The sequence below is a fragment of the Streptomyces sp. NPDC052016 genome (assembly GCF_044548445.1).
Lineage (GTDB): Bacteria > Actinomycetota > Actinomycetes > Streptomycetales > Streptomycetaceae > Streptomyces.
Genome location: NZ_JBIUBX010000014.1, coordinates 70,220 through 91,621 on the forward strand (window position 1 = coordinate 70,220; position 21,402 = coordinate 91,621).

The window sequence follows — 21,402 nt, forward strand, 5'->3', positions numbered from 1 at the left end:
GCGCGGGCAGCCCCGTCGCCCGGGCGGTGCGGCCGCCCGCGGCCGACGAGGCGCCGCCTACGCGTCATAGGTGTCGGCCTTGCGGGGCGACAGGTCCTGGACCGCCCCGCTCAGCACCGACGACCGCGAGCTGAACTTCTCGATGTCCACGTCGTGCTCCTTGAGCACCCGCAGCGCGGCCGTGTGCACCACCCGCAGCACCGGGGCGGCCGCGCGCAGCGCGTCGTCGGCCATGAAGCGGTGCCGCCAGGGCTGGTCGGCCCAGGCGTGCCGCAGACCGAACGGCTCGGGCAGGCCGATGGAACCGCCGAGCCAGTTCAGCAGCGGCGGGTACCAGCTCAGCGTGGCGCGCGCGGACAGCCGGACCACCTCGTCGGCCGTGACCAGCGGCAGGCTGATCTTGCGGGTCTCCCAGAAGCGGACGGTCTTGGCGACCTCCTTGGTCGGCGCCTCGGGCTTGGTGGTGAACAGCGCGTTCACAGGACCGAGCGCGTGTCCGGTGACCTCGATGCGCAGCGTCTCGTGGAGCACCGTCACGGTGATCAGCATGGTGATGATCAGCTGGCCCTCCCAGAGCGGCCACTGGACCCCGAGGTAGTGCCGGTCGCCGCCGCCGAACTGCTGCTGGTCGCAGATCTGCTCGATCGCCTTCGGCTTGACCTGGTACGCCTCCACGTCGGTGCCCTCCGGCCTGGCCACCGCCGTGGCGTTCTCGCCGACGGGCGTGACGATCCAGTGCCGTACCGACGGGGGCGGGAAGCCGCCCGTCTTCAGGCTCTGCCGGTTCAGCACGGTCAGCTGGTCGTGGATGGCCCGTATCACCGTCCAGCTGCGGAACTCGTGCACGCCCTTGTTGGGATCGACCGGGGTCAGTTCCTCCGCGAGGTGCCAGGCTCCCCAGCGCGTGCCCATGCCCAGAATGCCCTTGGGGCCGGCGTAGAAGACGGAGTTGGACTGCTGCTCGGCGCTCAGCCGGGCCAGGGACTGGCGCAGCTGCTCGGCCGCCGTCTGGTTGGGGCTGGTCGGCACCGCCTCGGGGACCTTGGCGCCGACGCTGCTGCCGGAGAGCAGACTGTCCCAGCGCTCACGCAGGTCCTTCGCCGTGCTCTCGCAGATGCGCTTGGCGAGGAACCAGCCGACCACGGGGGCGACCACCGCACCGCGCGCGTACCAGCCCCAGAAGCCCGTGAACGGCATGCGGAGCAGGAAGATCACGGCGAGGGCGCCGACGGCGACGAGCAGACCGGTGGCGAGCCCGGAGACCCGCCTGTCGGCCAGCTTCCCCATGGTGGCCCGCAGCTGGAAGACCAGCAGCCAGACCAGCAGTCCGGGGAGGAAGAGCAGACCGCACAGGAGCATGACGCCGGCCAGCTTCTTGTCGCGCTCGCGACGAATGCGGTTGGCGGCCAGACAGTGTTCGACGACCACCTGCGGCTCGGTGCCGAACGACTGGATGAGCGGCTTGCGGCCGACGCCCAGCATGCGGTCGACCACCGCCTGGGAGAACGCCTCGCCGAGGTTGGGCCGGAAGATCCTGGCCCAGCTGCGGCCGGTGTTGACCGCCGACTGGTGCCACTCGTTGTCGGCCTTCTTGATGTCCTCGACGGGGTTGTCCCGGTAGGCGGCCGAGGCCAGCGCGAAGGTCGCCGTCTGCCCCCCGTCGCCCGTCTGCGGCACCTGTGGTCCGAAGATGTCCGCGTAACCGCCGTCAACGGTCATTCCCGCCCCCGATCGCCGCCACTCTCGCTCCTGCGGCCTTCCCGACTTCCGTGCTCCGCACACCTGTTGATCAGGTCATCAGCGTATCCGCAGCCGCCGACATGCGTCGGCGGACGGCCGAAGCCGCCCGCCGAACCGGAGGAACCTGTTCCACACAGGCCACTTGAGAGCGGCCCCGTCCCAACCCCTACCCGTCCTGCGCCTGTTGACGGATCCGCTCGGCCACCTGGACCGGCATCGGCTCGTGCCGGGCGTAGGCGCGGTGGAAGCGGGCCGTGCCGTGCGACAGGGACCGCAGGTCGACCGCGTACCGGCCGATCTCGATCTCGGGCACCTCGGCGCGCACGAGGGTGCGCCCGCCGCTCGTCTGCTCGGTGCCCAGCACCCGGCCGCGCCGGCCGGACAGATCGCTCATCACGGCGCCCACGTACTCGTCGCCCACCAGCACGGTCACCTCGGCCACCGGCTCCAGCAGATGGATGCGGGCGTCGGCCGCGGCTTCCCGCAGTGCCAGGGCGCCCGCCGTCTGGAACGCGGCGTCGGAGGAGTCCACCGAGTGCGCCTTGCCGTCGAGGAGCGTGACGCGGACGTCGACCAGCGGGTGCCCGGCCGCGACGCCCTTGGCCGCCTGCGCCCGTACGCCCTTCTCGACGGACGGGATGAACTGGCGCGGCACCGCGCCGCCGACGACCTTGTCCACGAACTCGATGCCCGAACCGCCGGCCAGCGGCTCCACCTCGATCTCGCAGATGGCGTACTGCCCGTGCCCGCCGGACTGCTTGACGTGCCGCCCCCGCCCCGTGGACTTCTCCGCGAACGTCTCCCGCAGGGAGACCTTGTGCGGCACGACGTCGACCTGGACGCCGTAGCGGTTGCGCAGACGCTCAAGGGCGACGTCCGCGTGGGCCTCGCCCAGGCACCACAGGACCACCTGGTGGGTCTGCTGGTTCTGTTCGAGCCGCATCGTCGGGTCCTCGGCGACCAGCCGGGAGAGCCCCTGGGAGAGCTTGTCCTCGTCGGCCTTGCTGTGCGCCTGGATGGCCAGCGGCAGCAGCGGGTCCGGCATCTGCCACGGCTCCATCAGCAGTGGGTCGTCCTTGGCGGAGAGGGTGTCGCCGGTCTCCGCGCGGCTCAGCTTCGCCACGGACGCCAGGTCGCCCGCGATGCAGTGCGTCAGCGCGCGCTGCTGTTTGCCGAAGGGCGCGGACAGGGCGCCCACGCGTTCGTCGACGTCGTGGTCCTCGTGACCGCGGTCGGCGAGCCCGTGCCCGGAGACGTGGACGGTCTGGTCGGGGCGCAGGGTGCCGGAGAAGACACGGACCAGGGAGACCCGGCCGACGTACGGGTCGGAGGACGTCTTCACGACCTCCGCGACCAGCGGCCCGTTCGGATCGCACGGATTCAGCTCGCGCGGCCTGCCGTCGATCGTGGTGACGACGGGCGCCGCGCGCTCCAGGGGCGTCGGGAAGCCCCGGGTGACCAGTTCCAGCAACTCGACCGTGCCGATGCCCTGCCGGGCGCCCTCGGCGGCCGGGGCGGCCGCCAGCACGGGGAAGAACGTGCCGCGCGCGACGGCCCGCTCCAGGTCCTCGATCAGCGTCTTGACGTCGATCTGCTCGCCGCCGAGGTAGCGGTCCATGAGGGTCTCGTCCTCGCTCTCGGCGATGATCCCCTCGATCAGCCGGTTGCGGGCCTCCTCGATCAGCGGGAGCTGGTCCTCGCCCGGCTCGGACTCCTTGCGCTCGCCGGTGGAGTAGTCGAACAGCTTCTGCGACAGCAGGCCGATCAGGCCGGTCACGGGCGCGTGCCCGTCCGGCGCCTGCGGGCCGTGCAGCGGCAGGTACAGCGGCAGCACGGCGTCCGGGTCGTCACCGCCGAAGACCTCCGCGCAGATCCGCGTCATCTCCTCGAAGTCCGCGCGCGCCGCCTCCAGGTGCGTGACGACGATCGCGCGGGGCATGCCGACGGCGGCGCACTCGTCCCACACCATGCGGGTCGAGCCGTCCACGCCGTCCGAGGCCGAGACGACGAAGAGGGCCGCGTCCGCCGCGCGCAGACCGGCCCTGAGCTCCCCGACGAAGTCCGCGTATCCGGGGGTGTCGAGGAGGTTGATCTTGATGCCGTCCCATTCGACCGGCACCAGGGAGAGCTGCACCGAGCGTTGCTGGCGGTGCTCGATCTCGTCGTAGTCGGAGACGGTGCCGCCGTCCTCCACGCGGCCCGCCCGGTTCACCGCTCCCGCCGTCAGCGCGAGAGCCTCCACCAGGGTCGTCTTGCCCGATCCGCTGTGGCCGACCAGCACCACATTCCGTACGGACGCGGGGTGGTCGGCCGCCGTAGCCCTGCCGGCGGCTCCGGGGTGGGTGTTCGCCTTGTCGCCCATTTCTTGCCTCCCGAGCACGGTGAGGTCATTGGGGGCGCGGACACGGCGGCGCCGCGTGCGGTGGCGGCTCCGGCGACGCCCGCGGTCCTTCGAGCTTTCCACTCCCGTCACGGTGCGTCCATACGAAGGACGCGACGAGGCCATGGGGCGGTGCCGGGCGACGGTGCTCGGGCGCTGGTGGGCGGGGGTGCGGCAGGAAATTGGGGGGCGTGGCCGGCGCAGTCGCGCCGGCGCCGTGACGCCGATGCCGGCGAGGGGTCCGACCGGGTCGTGACCGGGACGGCCTCCGGCCGGGACACAGGGTCCGGGTGCCCGCCGGTCGCCCACGCGCGCGCGTGGCTACGATGGGCCAGCCGGTGGCCAGCAGGGGCCGCGCGGCCACACCGACCCTCGGGAAGGCCATGCTGAACAAGTACGCGCGTGCATTTTTCACGCGTGTCCTCACACCGTTCGCCGCGTTTCTCATCCGCCGGGGCGTCAGCCCCGACACGGTCACGCTCATCGGCACCGCCGGCGTGGTCGCGGGCGCGCTGGTCTTCTACCCCAGGGGCGAGTTCTTCTGGGGCACGGTCGTGATCACGCTGTTCGTCTTCTCCGACCTCGTCGACGGCAACATGGCCCGCCAGCTCGGCCGTTCCAGCCGCTGGGGCGCCTTCCTGGACTCCACGCTCGACCGGGTCGCCGACGGCGCGGTCTTCGGCGGCTTCGCGCTCTGGTACGCGGGCGGCGGCGACGACAACATCCTGTGCGCCGTCTCGATCTTCTGCCTGGCCAGCGGCCAGGTCGTGTCGTACACCAAGGCCCGCGGCGAGTCGATCGGGCTGCCGGTCGCCGTCAACGGGCTCGTCGAACGGGCCGAGCGACTGGTGGTCTCACTGGTCGCGGCCGGGCTCGCCGGCCTGCACGCGTTCGGGGTACCCGGTATCCAGTACCTGCTGCCGATCGCCCTGTGGATCGTCGCCGTCGGCAGCCTGGTCACGCTGATCCAGCGCGTGGTCACCGTCCGGCGCGAGTCGGCCGAGGCGGAGGCCGCGGCGGCGACACCGGACACCGAGGGACGTGAGACGGCCAAGTGAACGCCCGGGACCAGGTGACCGACGCGCTGTACGGACTCGGCTGGAGCACCGTCAGGAAACTCCCCGAGCCGGTCGCCGTGCGCCTCGGCCGCACCATCGCCGACCTCGCCTGGAAACAGCGCGGCAAGGGCGTGCTGCGCCTGGAGAGCAACTACGCGCGCGTGGTGCCCGACGCGAGCCCCGAGCGCCTGGCCGAGCTCTCACGCGCCGGCATGCGCTCCTACCTGCGGTACTGGATGGAGTCGTTCCGCCTCCCGGCCTGGAGCCCCGAGCGCGTGCGGAGCGGCTTCGAGGCCAAGGACCTGCACCACCTGACCGACGGGCTCGCCGCCGGCCGGGGCGTCGTCCTCGCCCTGCCCCACCTGGCCAACTGGGACCTGGCGGGCGCCTGGGTCACCACGAAGCTGCGACTGCCGTTCACCACGGTCGCCGAACGACTCAAGCCCGAGAGCCTCTACGACCGCTTCGTCGCCTACCGCGAGGGCCTCGGCATGGAGGTCCTGCCGCACAGCGGCGGCTCCGCCTTCGGCACCCTCGCCCGGCGGCTGCGCGACGGCGGCCTGGTCTGCCTGGTCGCCGACCGCGACCTGTCCGCCTCCGGCGTCGAGGTCGAGTTCTTCGGCGACACCGCCCGGATGCCCGCCGGACCGGCCCTGCTCGCCCAGCAGACCGGCGCGCTGCTGCTCCCCGCCACCCTGTGGTACGACGACTCCCCCGTCATGAAGGGCCGCGTCCACCCCCCGATCGAGGTACCCGAGTCAGGTACACGGGCCGAGAAGACGTCTGTCATGACACAGGCGCTGGCGCACGCCTTCGCCTCGGGCATCGCCGAGCACCCGGAGGACTGGCACATGCTGCAGCGGCTTTGGCTCGCCGACCTCGATCCCGCGCGTCCTTCCGGAGGAGCCGCGTGAGGATCGGCATCGTCTGCCCGTACTCCTGGGACGTGCCGGGCGGCGTCCAGTTCCACATCCGCGACCTCGCCGAGTACTTCATCGGCCTCGGCCACGAGGTCTCCGTCCTCGCCCCCGCCGACGACGACACCCCGCTGCCGCCGTACGTCGTCTCGGCCGGCCGCGCGGTCCCGGTGCCGTACAACGGCTCGGTGGCCCGGCTGAATTTCGGCTTCCTGAGCGCCGCGCGCGTGCGGCGGTGGCTGCACGACGGCAAGTTCGACGTGATCCACATCCACGAGCCGGCCTCGCCGTCCCTGGGCCTGCTCGCCTGCTGGGCGGCGCAGGGCCCGATCGTGGCGACCTTCCACACGTCCAACCCGCGCTCGCGCGCGATGATCGCCGCGTACTCGATCCTTCAGGCCGCCCTGGAGAAGATCAGCGCCCGGATCGCGGTGAGCGAGTACGCCCGGCGGACGCTGGTGGAACACCTCGGCGGGGACGCGGTGGTCATCCCCAACGGCGTCGACGTGGACTTCTTCGCCGAGGCCGAGCCCAATCCCGACTGGCAGGGGGACACGATCGGCTTCGTCGGCCGCATCGACGAGCCCCGCAAGGGCCTGCCGGTGCTCATGAAGGCCCTGCCGAGGATCTTCGCCGAGCGCCCGAACGCCCGCCTGCTGGTCGCGGGCCGCGGCGACGAGGAGGAGGCGGTGGCGAACCTCCCCGAGGAACTCCAGGCGCGCGTGAAGTTCCTCGGCATGGTCAGCGACGAGGACAAGGCCCGCTTCCTGCGCAGCGTCGACCTGTACGTCGCCCCCAACACCGGCGGCGAGAGCTTCGGCATCATCCTGGTCGAGGCCATGTCCGCCGGCGCCCCCGTCCTCGCCTCCGACCTGGACGCCTTCGCCCAGGTGCTGGACCAGGGAGCGGCGGGCGAACTCTTCGCCAACGAGGACGCGGACGCGCTGGCCGAGGCGGCCGTACGGCTCCTGGGCGACCCCGAGCGCAGAGCCGAACTGCGGGAGCGGGGCAGCGCCCATGTGCGGCGCTTCGACTGGTCGACCGTCGGCGCGGACATCCTGTCCGTGTACGAGACGGTGACGGCGGGCGCGGCCGCGGTGGCGGCGGACGAGCGAACCGGAGGCGGCGGCGCGAGCGGGTTGCGCTCCAAACTGGGCCTGGCCCGGGACTGAGCCACACGGCGGGTGCTGAGACGCGGGGTCGGCGGGGGATCGGCGTACGCGGGTGGCGTGGGACTGACCTGCGGCTGGAGCTGCGGGACTGATTTGCGGCGGGAGCTGCGGGGGTTGGACCGCGGTCGGTGCGAGGCGGGGCCGCGCCCGACGGGGTGCGAAGGGTCGGCCCACGGAGGGTTGCGTGGGACTGGCCCATCAGGGTGCCGCGGGCTGATCCATGGTGAGCCGCTGGGTCGGCCCGGGACTGAGCCACCCGACGGGTGCCGAGAGGCGCCGGTCGGCGGGGGATCGGCCTACGCGGGTGGCAGAGGACTGAACCACGGCGGAAGCTGCGGGGCCGGCCTGCGGTCGGTGCCAGGCGGGGCCGGCGCGGGGGCGGCCCGCGGGGGGCGTGGGACTGGCTCATGGGGGTGCCGCGAGTGGCCAACGCCTGGTTCTGCCATGCGGCGGCCGGCGCGGATCCGGTTCGCAGGGCGTTGTGCAGGGCTGGCCCGGGGGTGCCGCGGGGCCCGGGGGTGCCGCGGGGCTGGCCAACGCACGGTTCTGCGAGTCGGGGGCCGGGCCGGGATCGGCCCGCGGGGGGCGTGGGACTGGACCCGCGGTGGGTGTCGCAGGACCGGCCCGGCGGGTGCCGCCACTGGCCCACCGTGGGGGCCCTGCGCCGCCCCGATAGCCTTCGCCCGTGACCGCAACCCTCATCTGGGCCCTAGTCGTCCTCGTCGCGATCGGCCTGTACCTGAGCTGGACGGCGGGGCGACTGGACCGGCTGCACGCCCGCATCGACGCCGCACGCGCCGCCCTGGACGCGCATCTGCTGCGCCGGGCCTCCGTCGCGCAGGAACTGGCCACCTCCGGAGTGCTCGACCCGGCCGCCTCGATCGTGCTCTACGAAGCGGCGCACGCCGCCCGGCAGGCCGAGGAGGACCAGCGCGAGGTCGCCGAGAGCGAGCTGAGCCAGGCCCTGCGCGCCGTTTTCGCGGACGCGCAGCAGGTGGAGGTCGTACGGGCGGTGCCCGGGGGAGAGACCGCCGCACGCGAGCTCACGGAGGCCGTCCGCCGTGTCCCGATGGCCCGGCGATTTCATAACGACGCCGTCGGCGCGGCCCGACGGCTGCGCGAGCACCGCAAGGTCCGCTGGTTCCGGCTGGCCGGACACGCCCCGTTCCCGATGGCGTTCGAGATGGACGACGAGCCGCCCGCCGCCCTGGCCGACCGGGCGGCCTGAGCCGACGTCCGGCGGCAGGCGCCGGATCTCTCCCCGACGGGGAGGGCACCGACACAGTTGGTTCTTCGTCGTCGTGGTCTCGCCCACCGGCGTGCTCCATGAGGCGCAGGGCGCCGACCACGGCTCCGTCCCGTCCGCGCGGGATGAGCAGAGCCTGCTGCCCGTCTTCGACGAAACCCCGACGCTGAGGTGAGACGAAACCCCGACGCTGAGGTGAAGGGAAGCCACGCCGGCGAGCACGGAGCCCGGAGCCCAGCCCGCGGGACCAGGGGCCGCAGCGCCTGGATTGGCCTCCGGAGCTGCTCGACCGGCTCCGCCGTGCCGTCGCGTCCCACGGTTACGGCTCCGCGCACCGGGACGACTCGGTCCCGACGCCCCCGGTCCTCGACGAGTCCGGGTTGTCAGGGTCGTCAGGGTCGTCAGGGTCCTCCGAGGCGGACGAGGCGTCGACGCCGGGTCCGGCGCCCGGCGGCCCCTGGGCGCTGCACCCGGAGAAACGCCGACCGAGGCCGCCCTCGCAGGGGCCTGGCACAGAAAAGGATCCACCGACTTGCCATTGGCCCTTGCTGTGGACTGGTCCACTCGCGTTTCCTCGGTGCTTGCAGCAAACCCTTCTCCACTCCAGTGAGGTCAACCCGTGTCCATCACCGAGAACCAGGCTCCCGAGACCGGCACCGCGCGCGTGAAGCGCGGCATGGCCGAGCAGCTCAAGGGCGGCGTGATCATGGACGTCGTCACGCCGGAGCAGGCGAAGATCGCCGAGGACGCGGGCGCCGTCGCCGTCATGGCCCTCGAGCGGGTCCCGGCCGACATCCGCAAGGACGGCGGAGTGGCCCGGATGTCCGACCCGGACATGATCGAGGGCATCATCGACGCCGTCTCCATCCCGGTCATGGCGAAGTCCCGCATCGGCCACTTCGTCGAGGCCCAGGTCCTGCAGTCCCTCGGCGTCGACTACATCGACGAGTCCGAGGTCCTCACCCCGGCCGACGAGGTCAACCACTCCGACAAGTGGGCCTTCACCACCCCCTTCGTCTGTGGCGCCACCAACCTGGGCGAGGCCCTGCGCCGCATCGCCGAGGGCGCCGCGATGATCCGCTCCAAGGGCGAGGCCGGCACCGGCAACGTCGTCGAGGCCGTCCGCCACCTGCGCCAGATCAAGAACGAGATCGCCAAGCTGCGCGGCTTCGACAACCACGAGCTGTACGCCGCCGCCAAGGAGCTGCGCGCCCCGTACGAGCTGGTCAAGGAAGTCGCCGAGCTGGGCAAGCTCCCGGTGGTCCTGTTCTCCGCCGGTGGCGTCGCCACCCCGGCCGACGCCGCCCTGATGCGCCAGCTCGGCGCCGAGGGCGTCTTCGTCGGCTCCGGCATCTTCAAGTCGGGCGACCCGGCCAAGCGCGCGGCCGCCATCGTCAAGGCGACCACCTTCTACGACGACCCGAAGATCATCGCGGACGCGTCCCGCAACCTCGGCGAGGCCATGGTCGGCATCAACTGCGACACCCTCCCCGAGACCGAGCGCTACGCCAACCGCGGTTGGTAACCAGCCTGGCAAGGATCCGGTAACCACTCCATGAACACCCCTGTCATAGGCGTCCTGGCCCTCCAGGGCGACGTACGGGAGCACCTCATCGCCCTGGCCGCGGCCGACGCCGTGGCCAGGCCGGTGCGGCGCCCCGAGGAACTCGCCGAGGTCGGCGGCCTGGTCATCCCCGGCGGCGAGTCCACGACCATCTCCAAGCTGGCCATCCTGTTCGGCGTGATGGAGCCCCTCCGCGCGCGCGTGCGCGACGGCATGCCCGTCTACGGCACCTGTGCGGGCATGATCATGCTCGCCGACAAGATCCTCGACCCGCGCTCGGGTCAGGAGACCGTCGGCGGCATCGACATGATCGTGCGCCGCAACGCCTTCGGACGGCAGAACGAGTCCTTCGAGGCGTCCGTCGACGTCAAGGGCGTCGACGGTGATCCCGTGGAGGGCGTCTTCATCCGCGCCCCCTGGGTCGAGTCCGTCGGCGCGGGGACCGAGGTGCTCGCCGAGCACGACGGTCACATCGTCGCCGTCCGTCAGGGCAACGCGCTCGCCACGTCGTTCCACCCGGAACTCACGGGCGACCACCGCGTGCACTCCCTTTTCGTCGACATGGTGCGCGCGAACGGGGCAGCGGAGTCCTTGTAGGATCTCCGGGGTACCTCCCAGGCTTCTGAAGCGTGGGGGAGTTCGTCAGGATGGGTTACGCGAAGGAGACAGGCAGATGTCCGGCCACTCTAAATGGGCCACGACGAAGCACAAGAAGGCCGTGATCGACGCCAAGCGCGGCAAGCTCTTCGCGAAGCTCATCAAGAACATCGAGGTCGCGGCGCGCATGGGTGGTGTCGACCTCGAGGGCAACCCGACGCTGTACGACGCCGTCCAGAAGGCCAAGAAGCAGTCGGTGCCGAACAAGAACATCGACTCCGCGATCAAGCGCGGTGGCGGTCTCGAGGCCGGTGGCGCCGACTACGAGACGATCATGTACGAGGGCTACGGCCCGAACGGCGTCGCCGTGCTGATCGAGTGCCTCACCGACAACCGCAACCGCGCCGCCTCCGAGGTCCGCGTCGCCATGACCCGCAACGGCGGCTCCATGGCCGACCCGGGTTCGGTGTCGTACCTCTTCAACCGCAAGGGCGTCGTGATCGTCCCCAAGGGCGAGCTGACCGAGGACGACGTGCTCGGCGCCGTCCTGGACGCGGGCGCCGAGGAGGTCAACGACCTCGGTGAGAACTTCGAGGTCATCAGCGAGGCCACCGACCTGGTCGCGGTCCGTACCGCTCTGCAGGACGCCGGCATCGACTACGACTCCGCCGAGGCCAACTTCGTCCCGACCATGCAGGTCGAGCTGGACGAGGAGGGCGCCAAGAAGATCTTCAAGCTGATCGACGCGCTCGAGGACAGCGACGACGTGCAGAACGTCTTCGCCAACTTCGACGTCAGCGACGAGGTCATGGAGAAGGTCGACGCGTAGCACCGCCGCGGGCTGAACCGGCTCAACGGGCCGACGGGACACACCCGTCGGCCCGTCGCTTTGCCGGGCGTGGCCGGCGGGCCTTGTCAGTGGCACCCGATAGCCTGCACAAACAGGCGATCGAGAGGGAGGGGGCGCGCATGCGCGTACTCGGGGTGGACCCCGGTCTGACGCGGTGCGGTGTCGGCGTGGTCGAGGGGGTCGCGGGCCGCCCGCTCAGCATGCTGGGAGTCGGCGTCGTCCGCACGCCCGCGGACGCCGAGTTGGGGCAGCGCCTCGTCGCCGTCGAGCAGGGCATCGAGCGGTGGCTGGACGAGCACCGGCCCCAATGCGTCGCCGTGGAGCGGGTGTTCAGCCAGCACAACGTCCGTACGGTGATGGGCACCGCCCAGGCCAGCGCCGTCGCCATGCTGTGCGCCGCCCGCCGCGGCATCCCCGTCGCCCTGCACACGCCCAGCGAGGTCAAGGCCGCCGTCACCGGCAGCGGCCGCGCCGACAAGGCCCAGGTCGGCGCCATGGTCACCCGACTGCTGCGGCTCGACGCGCCGCCCAGACCCGCCGACGCCGCCGACGCCCTCGCCCTCGCCATCTGCCACATCTGGCGCGCCCCCGCGCAGAACCGACTCCAGCAGGCCGTCGCCCTGCACGCATCGAAAGGCCGTACGGCATGATCGCCTTCGTCAGCGGTCCGGTCGCCGCCCTCGCCCCCGACTCCGCGGTCGTCGAGGTGGGCGGCATCGGCATCGCCGTCCAGTGCACGCCGAACACCCTGTCCGGGCTGCGCACGGGCCAGCACACCAAGCTCGCCACGTCCCTCGTCGTCCGCGAGGACTCCCTGACGCTGTACGGCTTCGCGGACGACGACGAGCGGCAGGTCTTCGAGCTGCTGCAGACGGCCAGCGGGGTCGGCCCGCGCCTCGCCCAGGCCATGCTCGCCGTGCACACCCCGGACGCCCTGCGCCGGGCCGTCGCCACCGGTGACGAGAAGGCGCTCGTCGCCGTCCCCGGCATCGGCAAGAAGGGCGCCCAGAAGCTGCTGCTGGAGCTGAAGGACCGGCTCGGCGAGCCGACCGGGGCCCCCGCGATCGGCTCCCCGGTCACCCAGGGCTGGCGCGACCAGCTCCACGCGGCCCTCATCGGCCTCGGGTACGCCACCCGCGAGGCCGACGAGGCCGTGGCGGCCGTGGCCCCGCAGGCCGAGGCCGCCGAGGGCACCCCGCAGGTCGGCCACCTGCTGAAGGCGGCCCTGCAGACCCTGAACCGAGCCCGCTGACCCACCACCTTCGTAAGGCACACACATGAACTGGGACGACCCGACCGACACCCCGGCGCCCGAAGGGCTCGTCGGCCCCGCCGCGGAGCGGCTGGTGGGCTCCGTCGCCGACCGGGAGGACCAGGCCGTCGAGGCCGCCCTGCGCCCGAAGGACCTGGGCGAGTTCATCGGCCAGGAGAAGGTCCGCGAACAGCTCGACCTCGTCCTGCGCGCCGCCCGCGCGCGGGGCGCCACCGCCGATCACGTGCTGCTCTCCGGCGCCCCCGGCCTCGGCAAGACCACCCTCTCGATGATCATCGCCGCCGAGATGGGCGCCCCCATCCGCATCACGTCCGGCCCCGCCATCCAGCACGCCGGCGACCTCGCCGCGATCCTCTCCTCCCTCCAGGAGGGCGAGGTCCTCTTCCTCGACGAGATCCACCGCATGTCCCGGCCCGCCGAGGAGATGCTCTACATGGCGATGGAGGACTTCCGCGTCGACGTCATCGTCGGCAAGGGCCCCGGCGCCACCGCCATCCCGCTGGAGCTGCCCCCGTTCACGCTGGTCGGCGCCACCACGCGCGCGGGCCTGCTGCCGCCCCCGCTGCGCGACCGCTTCGGCTTCACCGCCCACATGGAGTTCTACGAGCCCGCCGAACTGCAGCGCGTGATCCACCGTTCGGCGAACCTCCTCGACGTCGAGATCGACGGTGCCGGCGCCGCCGAGATCGCCGGCCGCTCCCGCGGCACCCCCCGCATCGCCAACCGCCTGCTGCGCCGCGTCCGCGACTACGCGCAGGTCAAGGCCGACGGCGTCGTCACCCGCGAGATCGCCTCGGCCGCCCTCGCCGTCTACGAGGTCGACGCCCGAGGCCTCGACCGCCTCGACCGCGCGGTCCTGGAGGCCCTGCTGAAGCTGTTCGGGGGCGGTCCGGTCGGCCTGTCCACGCTCGCCGTCGCGGTGGGGGAGGAACGCGAGACCGTCGAGGAGGTCGCCGAACCCTTCCTGGTCCGCGAGGGGCTGCTCGCCCGCACACCGCGCGGCCGTGTCGCCACCCCCGCGGCCTGGGCCCACCTGGGCCTCACCCCGCCCCGCTCCGCCACCACGGGAAACGGACAACAGGACCTGTTCGGGGCGTGACGCCGCGTGACGGCGGACGGGGCGCCCCGCCGGCCGGACACCGACGGCCGGTGACGTGACATCGGCGAGGGCATTGGCCGGGTCAGGAACCCAGGTGCCATCCTGAACGTTGTTCCCTGCGCGCGGACTCGCTTAGACTCCGCCGATGCCGCCGTTGTCGGCAGCACACATACCCCCAACCATCAGGCCGCTCACCATCGCGGTCACGTGAAGGAAGTACCGACCCGTGAGTCTCGTGACCCTCCTCCCGTTCATCGTGCTCATCGGGGCCATGTTCCTGATGACCCGGTCGGCCAAGAAGAAGCAGCAGCAGGCCGCCGACATGCGGAACGCAATGCAACCCGGCAGTGGTGTCCGCACCATCGGGGGCATGTACGCGACCGTCAAGGAGGTCAGCGAGGACACGGTCCTCCTTGACGCCGGCCCGGGGGTGGAACTGCTCTTCGCCAAGAACGCGATCGGCGCCGTCCTGTCCGACGACGAGTACAACCGCATCGTCCACGGCGTCGAGCACGACCTGAAGTCCGACTCCGACGTCGTCCCGGACGACGCCTCCTCCCTCACCGAGACCGACGGGTCCGCCGACGCTGCCGCCGCCTCCGAGGACAAGCCCGTCGACTTCGGCAAGAAGGACGCGACCGAGGAGCAGACCGCCGACGCGGAGGCCGACGCAGAGCCGAAGAAGACCGACGGCGACTCCGACGCGAAGAAGTAGCCACGCCCCCCGGGGTCAGCGGGCACGACCCGCTGCCCCGGGGCGCGCGCATCTCGCACATAGGGGATCCCGACACCATGTCATGGCCGCCACCGCGCTGACCCGGCGCGGGGCGGCCCGAGAGGGAGTACGAGAAGGTGGCAGCACCTAAAAAGGGCCGGAGCGCGAGTGCCCAGAGCAAGCCGGGGCGCTCGCTGGCCCTGATCCTGATCGCCATCGTGGGGCTCACCGGGGGCATGTTCGCCACCGGGGACACCACCCCGCGTCTGGGCATCGACCTTGCCGGCGGTACCAGCATCACGCTGGAGGCGAAGGCCGACCAAGGGTCCGCGATCAACAAGGCCAACATGGACACCGCGGTCGAGATCATGAACCGCCGTGTCAACGGCCTGGGCGTGACCGAGGCGGAGGTGCAGACCCAGGGCGACCGCAACATCATCGTGAACATTCCCAAGGGCACCGACTCCAAGGAAGCCCGGGAACAGGTCGGCACCACCGCAAAGCTGTACTTCCGTCCCGTCCTGGCCAGCGAGCCCAGCGGCACCGCCGCCGACGCCTCGCCGAGCCCCTCGGCGAGCGGCTCCCCCAGCGCCTCGCCGAGCCCGTCCGTGAGCGCCTCCGGCGCCGACGACAAGGCCACCTCCTCCTCCACCCCGTCGGCCTCCGCCACCTCCCAGGGCCGCGCGGTCACCAACGGTCTGAAGGCCGACGCCACGCCGTCGGCTTCGGCCTCCGCTACCGCCTCGCCCTCGGCTTCCGCGGACGGGACCGCCGCCAACGACGAGGCGAAGATCCAGGCCCAGTACGCCTCCCTGGACTGCTCGAAGGAGTCGGTCCGCGCCGAGGCCGGCGAGGGCGCCAAGCCCGGGGACACCACCGTGGGCTGCGGTGAGATCCAGGGCGTCTGGTACAAGTACCTGCTCGGCGCCGCCGCCGTCGACGGAACCGAGGTCGAGAAGGCCCAGGCCGTCTTCGACACCCAGACCGCCGCCGGCTGGCAGGTCACGATGAAGTTCAACTCCAAGGGTGCGAAGAAGTTCGCGGACATCACCGGCAAGCTGGCGCAGAACCAGGACCCGCAGAACCAGTTCGGCATCGTCCTGGACGGCGACGTCGTCTCCAGCCCGTTCGTCAGCTCGGCCATCACCGGCGGCCAGGCCCAGATCTCCGGCAGCTTCACGCAGGAGGAGGCCCAGGGCCTCGCCAACATGCTGTCCTACGGTGCGCTCCCGCTCTCCTTCCGCGAGCAGAGCGTGACCACGGTGAGCGCCGCCCTCGGCGGTGACCAGCTGCAGGCCGGTCTGCTGGCCGGCGCCATCGGCCTCGCCCTGGTCGTCATCTACCTGGTGGCCTACTACCGAGGCCTGTCCCTCATCGCGATCGCCTCGCTGCTGGTCTCCGCGGCCCTGACCTACCTGCTCATGTCGCTGCTCGGCCCGGCCATCGGCTTCGCGCTGAACCTGCCGGCCGTCTGCGGTGCCATCGTCGCCATCGGCATCACGGCGGACTCGTTCATCGTGTACTTCGAGCGCGTCCGCGACGAGATCCGCGAGGGCCGCTCGCTGCGCCCCGCCGTCGAGCGGGCCTGGCCGCGTGCCCGGCGCACCATCCTGGTCTCCGACTTCGTGTCGTTCCTCGCCGCCGCCGTGCTGTTCGTCGTCACCGTCGGCAAGGTCCAGGGCTTCGCGTTCACCCTGGGGCTGACCACCGTCCTCGACGTCGTCGTGGTCTTCTTCTTCACCAAGCCGCTGATGACGCTGGCCGCGCGCCGGAAGTTCTTCGCGAACGGTCACAAGTGGTCCGGCCTCGACCCGAAGAGCCTGGGTGCCAAGCCGCCGCTGCGCCGCACCCGCCGTCCCGCCGGTCCCGTCGCCGGCCCCGTCGAGACGAAGGAGGCGTGAGCGTGTCGAAACTCGGCAACCTCGGCGCCCGACTGCACCGTGGCGAGGTCAGCTACGACTTCATCGGCCACCGCAAGATCTGGTACGGCATCTCGATCCTGATCACCATCACGGCCATCGTCGGCCTGGCGGTGCGCGGCCTGAACATGGGCATCGACTTCCAGGGCGGCGCGGTCTTCACCACCCCGAAGACCAGCGTCTCCGTCTCGCAGGCCGAGGAGTACGCGCACGACGCGTCAGGCCACGAGGTGGTCGTGCAGAAGCTGGGCAACGGCTCGCTGCGCATCCAGATCGCGGGCATGGACACCCAGCAGTCCGACAAGATCCAGAGCGCCCTCGCCGAGGACTTCAAGGTCGACCGGGACGCGATCAACGCGGAACTGGTCGGTCCCAGCTGGGGCGACCAGATCGCCGACAAGGCCTGGCAGGGTCTCGCGATCTTCATGGTCCTCGTCGTGATCTACCTGGCGATCGCCTTCGAGTGGCGCATGGCCGTCGCCGCGCTCGTCGCCCTGATCCACGACATCACCATCACCGTCGGCATCTACGCCCTCGTCGGATTCGAGGTAACGCCGGGCACGGTGATCGGTCTGCTGACCATCCTCGGTTACTCGCTGTACGACACGGTCGTCGTCTTCGACTCCCTCAAGGAACAGACGAAGGACCTCACGAAGCAGACCCGCTTCACCTACAGCGACGTCGCCAACCGCTCCATCAACAGCACCCTGGTCCGCTCCGTCAACACCACCGTGGTCGCGCTGCTGCCGGTCGCGGGCCTGTTGTTCATCGGCGGCGGCTTCCTCGGCGCGGGCACGCTCAACGACATCTCGCTGTCGCTGTTCGTCGGCCTCGCGGCCGGTGCGTACTCCTCGATCTTCATCGCCACGCCGCTCGTCGCCGACCTCAAGGAGCTCGAGCCGCAGATGAAGGCCCTCAGGAAGCGTGTCCTGGCCAAGCGGGCCCAGGGCTCTGCCGACGAGGACTACAGCCGGCCGCACGGCGACGAGGTGCACGACGACGAGCCTGAGGACCACGCGGCCGCGGTGGTCGGCCCGCGTCCCCAGCCCGCCGCCCGCAGCCGGGGCCGCAGCCGGCCCTCGGGGAAGCGCCGATGACGGACATCAAGGAGCTGCTGCTCAGCCGCATCCGGGACGTGACCGACTACCCGGAGCCGGGCGTGGTGTTCAAGGACATCACCCCGCTGCTCGCGGACCCCGCGGCGTTCACCGCGCTCACCGACGCGTTCGCCGAGATCGCCGCGCGCACCGGCGCCACCAAGGTCGTCGGCCTGGAGGCCCGGGGCTTCATCCTCGGCGCCCCCGTCGCCGTCCGCGCCGGCCTCGGCTTCGTTCCCGTGCGCAAGGCGGGCAAGCTCCCCGGAGCGACCCTCGCCCAGGCCTACGACCTCGAGTACGGCTCCGCCGAGATCGAGATCCACGCCGAGGACCTGACCGCCGACGACCGCATCCTGATCGTCGACGACGTCCTCGCCACCGGCGGCACCGCCGAGGCGTCGATCCAGCTCATCCACCGCGCGGGCGCCGAGGTCGCGGGCGTCGCCGTGCTGATGGAACTCGGCTTCCTGGACGGGAGGCCCCGCCTCGAGGCGGCGCTGAACGGAGCGCCGCTGGAGGCACTGCTCACGGTCTGAGCACCGTCGTACGCCTCGCTTGCTGCGGGTCGTACGGACAGGGGGCGGGCCCGGAGGAATCCGGTGCCCGCCTCTCGTGTTTCACGGGTAGACGGTCCTCACAACGGCCTGGAGGCGATCCAGGAGCCCAGGATCGCTACGATGGGTGCTCCGGAGCCTGACCGGGGGACCCGGATCGCGCACGAGGAGTCCTCTTGCCAGACGAGGCCCAGCACCTGACCGCCGCAAAGCCCGAGTCCGCCTCGGCGCCCGCGGCAACGCCCGCGTCGCAAGCGCAGAACGACGCACGCGGGCCGGTCGAGCACGACCGTTCCGCGCCCGTCGACAAGCCGGCCGAGCAGCCCCGCCCCAAGCCGGCCCCGCCCGAGCGGGCCGCGACCCCGCCCGCGGCCCGCCCGGCCGCCGCGCAGCCGCCCGCCCGCTCCGGCTCCTCCAACCGCGTCCGTGCCCGCCTGGCCCGCCTCGGCGTCCAGCGCGCCAACCCCTACAACCCGGTCCTGGAACCGCTGCTGCGGATAGTCCGCAGCAACGACCCCAAGATCGAGACGGCGACGCTGCGCCAGATCGAGAAGGCCTACCAGGTCGCCGAGCGCTGGCACCGGGGCCAGAAGCGCAAGAGCGGCGACCCGTACATCACCCACCCCCTCGCGGTCACCACGATCCTCGCCGAGCTCGGCATGGACCCGGCCACCCTCATGGCGGGCCTGCTGCACGACACCGTCGAGGACACCGAGTACGGCCTGGAGGACCTGCGCCGCGACTTCGGCGACGTGGTCGCCCTCCTCGTCGACGGCGTGACCAAGCTCGACAAGGTCAAGTTCGGCGAGGCCGCGCAGGCCGAGACCGTCCGCAAGATGGTCGTCGCCATGGCCAAGGACCCGCGTGTCCTGGTCATCAAGCTCGCCGACCGCCTGCACAACATGCGCACCATGCGCTACCTCAAGCGCGAGAAGCAGGAGAAGAAGGCGCGCGAGACCCTCGAGATCTACGCGCCCCTCGCCCACCGCCTCGGCATGAACACCATCAAGTGGGAGCTGGAGGACCTCGCCTTCGCGATCCTCTACCCCAAGATGTACGACGAGATCGTACGGCTGGTGGCCGAGCGGGCACCGAAACGCGACGAGTATCTGGCCATAGTGACCGACGAGGTCCAGGCCGACCTGCGCGCCGCCCGCATCAAGGCGACCGTCACCGGCCGGCCCAAGCACTACTACAGCGTCTACCAGAAGATGATCGTCCGCGGCCGTGACTTCGCGGAGATCTACGACCTGGTGGGCATCCGCGTCCTCGTGGACACCGTCCGCGACTGCTACGCGGCCCTCGGCACGGTGCACGCGCGATGGAACCCGGTCCCCGGCCGGTTCAAGGACTACATCGCGATGCCCAAGTTCAACATGTACCAGTCGCTGCACACGACGGTCATCGGCCCCAACGGCAAGCCGGTCGAGCTGCAGATCCGCACCTTCGACATGCACCGCCGCGCCGAGTACGGCATCGCCGCGCACTGGAAGTACAAGCAGGAGGCCGTCGCGGGGGCGTCCAAGGTGCGCACCGACGCGCCGAAGTCGTCCGGCAAGGACAAGGACGCCATCAACGACATGGCGTGGCTGCGGCAGCTGCTGGACTGGCAGAAGGAGACCGAGGACCCCAGCGAGTTCCTCGAGTCGCTCCGCTTCGACCTCTCCCGCAACGAGGTCTTCGTCTTCACCCCGAAGGGCGACGTCATCGCGCTCCCGGCCGGGGCCACGCCGGTGGACTTCGCTTACGCCGTCCACACGGAGGTCGGCCACCGGACCATAGGAGCACGGGTCAACGGCAGGCTGGTGCCCCTCGAATCCACCCTGGACAACGGCGACCTGGTGGAGGTCTTCACGTCCAAGGCGCCCGGCGCCGGCCCGTCCCGGGACTGGCTCGGCTTCGTCAAGTCGCCGCGCGCCCGCAACAAGATCCGGGCCTGGTTCTCCAAGGAGCGCCGCGACGAGGCGATCGAGCAGGGCAAGGACGCCATCGCGCGCGCGATGCGCAAGCAGAACCTGCCGATCCAGCGCATCCTCACCGGCGACTCCCTGGTCACGCTGGCCCACGAGATGCGCTACCCGGACATCTCCTCGCTCTACGCGGCGATCGGCGAGGGCCATGTGGCCGCGCAGAACGTCGTGCAGAAGCTGGTGCAGGCCCTCGGCGGCGAGGAGGCGGCCACCGAGGAGATCGACGAGGCGGTCCCGCCGTCCCGCACCCGCGGCCGCAAGCGGCGCACCAGCAACGACCCGGGTGTCGTGGTCAAGGGCGTCGAGGACGTCTGGGTCAAGCTGGCCCGCTGCTGTACCCCCGTTCCCGGCGATCCCATCATCGGGTTCGTCACGCGGGGTAGTGGTGTATCGGTTCACCGCAGCGACTGCGTCAACGTCGAGTCACTGTCCCGCGAGCCGGAGCGCATCCTGGACGTCGAGTGGGCGCCGACCCAGTCCTCGGTCTTCCTGGTCGCCATCCAGGTCGAGGCCCTGGACCGCTCCCGGCTCCTCTCGGACGTCACCCGCGTCCTGTCCGACCAGCACGTCAACATCCTCTCGGCGGCCGTCCAGACCTCCCGCGACCGCGTCGCCACCTCCCGCTTCACCTTCGAGATGGGCGACCCCAAGCACCTGGGCCACGTCCTGAAGGCCGTACGGGGTGTGGAGGGCGTGTACGACGTGTACCGGGTGACGTCGGCGCGGAGACCGTGACCTAGGGGGTTGCTCACCGCCGTCGACGGCCCGACCGGGGACAGCGAGGCCTGGGACCGCGTCCAGCGCGAGGCCCGCGCCCGCCCCGGCCCGGACCGACCACCCCGGCGTCGTCACGCCGTACGACAGCGGTGTCGACGACGGCACTCCAGGACGCCGGCCGTGTGGCCGGCTCCGAGGGATTCCGCGATGCCGAACGCCACCGTGCGCACCACCGGGGTCGGTCACGGCGCCCACCGCGAGACCAGGTCGGCCAGGCTCGTGCCGTCGTGCACCTGCATCACGAGGTACGGGCCGACGGCGAGCGCCGCACCGCCTTCACCGGGGGACTCCTCGGCGTCCCGCGCCACGGCGTCGAGGACGGCTCCGCGCTCCGCCGTCGCCCGCCTCCCGCGCGCCGAGGCCTGCGAGGTGCTCGAGCACGCCCTGGACATCAGCGAGCGGAGCGGGCCGGGCCGAGGCCACAACGCGCAACGGCCCGGCCGTGGTCTCCCACAGCCGGGCCGCGACGCCCGC

The 21,402-nt window shown here is 71.5% G+C and carries 18 protein-coding genes; 15 read left to right on the top strand and 3 right to left on the bottom strand.

The genetic code is table 11. The features are described from left to right. Window positions 1-57 precede the first annotated feature (57 nt). Window positions 58-1,719 carry a hypothetical protein gene (locus tag ACIHAR_RS18895; RefSeq protein ID WP_400020509.1) on the bottom strand — a complete coding sequence of 554 codons (1,662 nt, stop codon included), beginning with the start codon at window positions 1,717-1,719 and terminating at the stop codon, window positions 58-60. 187 nt (window positions 1,720-1,906) lie between these two features. Continuing rightward, entirely contained in the window at window positions 1,907-4,102 is a 2,196-nt protein-coding gene (locus ACIHAR_RS18900) for an elongation factor G-like protein EF-G2 (protein WP_365455494.1), read from the bottom strand. Window positions 4,103-4,446: 344 nt separating this feature from the next. Here ACIHAR_RS18900 and pgsA point away from each other — a divergent pair, with 344 nt between their 5' ends. The 15 genes from pgsA to ACIHAR_RS18975 all read left to right on the top strand — a co-directional run bounded on the left by pgsA (window position 4,447) and on the right by ACIHAR_RS18975 (window position 20,886). Next, on the top strand, window positions 4,447-5,178 hold the full coding sequence (gene pgsA / locus ACIHAR_RS18905) for a phosphatidylinositol phosphate synthase (RefSeq protein ID WP_400020648.1): 732 nt from the start codon (window positions 4,447-4,449) through the stop codon (window positions 5,176-5,178). Next, window positions 5,175-6,092, top strand: a complete 918-nt coding sequence (locus ACIHAR_RS18910) for a phosphatidylinositol mannoside acyltransferase (RefSeq protein WP_365455491.1) — start codon at window positions 5,175-5,177, stop codon at window positions 6,090-6,092. Before pgsA ends, ACIHAR_RS18910 begins: the two co-directional genes overlap by 4 nt. Continuing rightward, a complete protein-coding gene (locus ACIHAR_RS18915; RefSeq protein WP_400020512.1) occupies window positions 6,089-7,267 on the top strand; it encodes a glycosyltransferase family 4 protein in 1,179 nt (392 codons plus the stop codon). Before ACIHAR_RS18910 ends, ACIHAR_RS18915 begins: the two co-directional genes overlap by 4 nt. A 685-nt stretch (window positions 7,268-7,952) precedes the next feature. Beyond that, window positions 7,953-8,495: a hypothetical protein gene (locus tag ACIHAR_RS18920; protein ID WP_400020514.1), complete on the top strand. Its 543-nt coding sequence runs from the start codon at window positions 7,953-7,955 to the stop codon at window positions 8,493-8,495. A 637-nt stretch (window positions 8,496-9,132) separates the two neighbouring features. Next, window positions 9,133-10,038, top strand: a complete 906-nt coding sequence (gene pdxS / locus ACIHAR_RS18925; RefSeq protein WP_360345081.1) for a pyridoxal 5'-phosphate synthase lyase subunit PdxS — start codon at window positions 9,133-9,135, stop codon at window positions 10,036-10,038. Between the two features lie 30 nt (window positions 10,039-10,068). Beyond that, a complete protein-coding gene (gene pdxT, locus ACIHAR_RS18930; RefSeq protein WP_365455482.1) occupies window positions 10,069-10,674 on the top strand; it encodes a pyridoxal 5'-phosphate synthase glutaminase subunit PdxT in 606 nt (201 codons plus the stop codon). Window positions 10,675-10,750: 76 nt separating this feature from the next. Further along, complete coding sequence (locus ACIHAR_RS18935; RefSeq protein ID WP_132853616.1) at window positions 10,751-11,503, top strand: YebC/PmpR family DNA-binding transcriptional regulator; 753 nt, start codon at window positions 10,751-10,753, stop codon at window positions 11,501-11,503. 140 nt (window positions 11,504-11,643) lie between these two features. Continuing rightward, complete coding sequence (ruvC, locus tag ACIHAR_RS18940) at window positions 11,644-12,174, top strand: crossover junction endodeoxyribonuclease RuvC (protein ID WP_365455479.1); 531 nt, start codon at window positions 11,644-11,646, stop codon at window positions 12,172-12,174. Then, window positions 12,171-12,776: a Holliday junction branch migration protein RuvA gene (ruvA, locus tag ACIHAR_RS18945; protein WP_388751867.1), complete on the top strand. Its 606-nt coding sequence runs from the start codon at window positions 12,171-12,173 to the stop codon at window positions 12,774-12,776. Before ruvC ends, ruvA begins: the two co-directional genes overlap by 4 nt. 25 nt (window positions 12,777-12,801) lie before the next feature. Then, complete coding sequence (gene ruvB, locus ACIHAR_RS18950; RefSeq protein ID WP_365455473.1) at window positions 12,802-13,896, top strand: Holliday junction branch migration DNA helicase RuvB; 1,095 nt, start codon at window positions 12,802-12,804, stop codon at window positions 13,894-13,896. Between the two features lie 226 nt (window positions 13,897-14,122). Next, complete coding sequence (yajC, locus tag ACIHAR_RS18955) at window positions 14,123-14,611, top strand: preprotein translocase subunit YajC (protein WP_365455470.1); 489 nt, start codon at window positions 14,123-14,125, stop codon at window positions 14,609-14,611. Window positions 14,612-14,748: 137 nt separating this feature from the next. Then, window positions 14,749-16,512: a protein translocase subunit SecD gene (secD, locus tag ACIHAR_RS18960; RefSeq protein WP_365455467.1), complete on the top strand. Its 1,764-nt coding sequence runs from the start codon at window positions 14,749-14,751 to the stop codon at window positions 16,510-16,512. A 2-nt stretch (window positions 16,513-16,514) separates the two neighbouring features. Then, the gene (gene secF, locus ACIHAR_RS18965; protein ID WP_400020650.1) at window positions 16,515-17,627 is read left to right on the top strand and encodes a protein translocase subunit SecF; all 1,113 of its coding nucleotides are present in this window, start codon (window positions 16,515-16,517) and stop codon (window positions 17,625-17,627) included. Then, window positions 17,624-18,163 carry an adenine phosphoribosyltransferase gene (locus ACIHAR_RS18970; protein ID WP_365455464.1) on the top strand — a complete coding sequence of 180 codons (540 nt, stop codon included), beginning with the start codon at window positions 17,624-17,626 and terminating at the stop codon, window positions 18,161-18,163. Before secF ends, ACIHAR_RS18970 begins: the two co-directional genes overlap by 4 nt. A gap of 194 nt (window positions 18,164-18,357) precedes the next feature. Further along, entirely contained in the window at window positions 18,358-20,886 is a 2,529-nt protein-coding gene (locus ACIHAR_RS18975; protein WP_365455461.1) for a bifunctional (p)ppGpp synthetase/guanosine-3',5'-bis(diphosphate) 3'-pyrophosphohydrolase, read from the top strand. A 224-nt stretch (window positions 20,887-21,110) separates the two neighbouring features. On the opposite strand, the gene ACIHAR_RS18980 is transcribed toward ACIHAR_RS18975, so the two are convergent. Beyond that, entirely contained in the window at window positions 21,111-21,320 is a 210-nt protein-coding gene (locus ACIHAR_RS18980; RefSeq protein WP_365455458.1) for a hypothetical protein, read from the bottom strand. Between the last annotated feature and the right edge of the window lie 82 nt (window positions 21,321-21,402).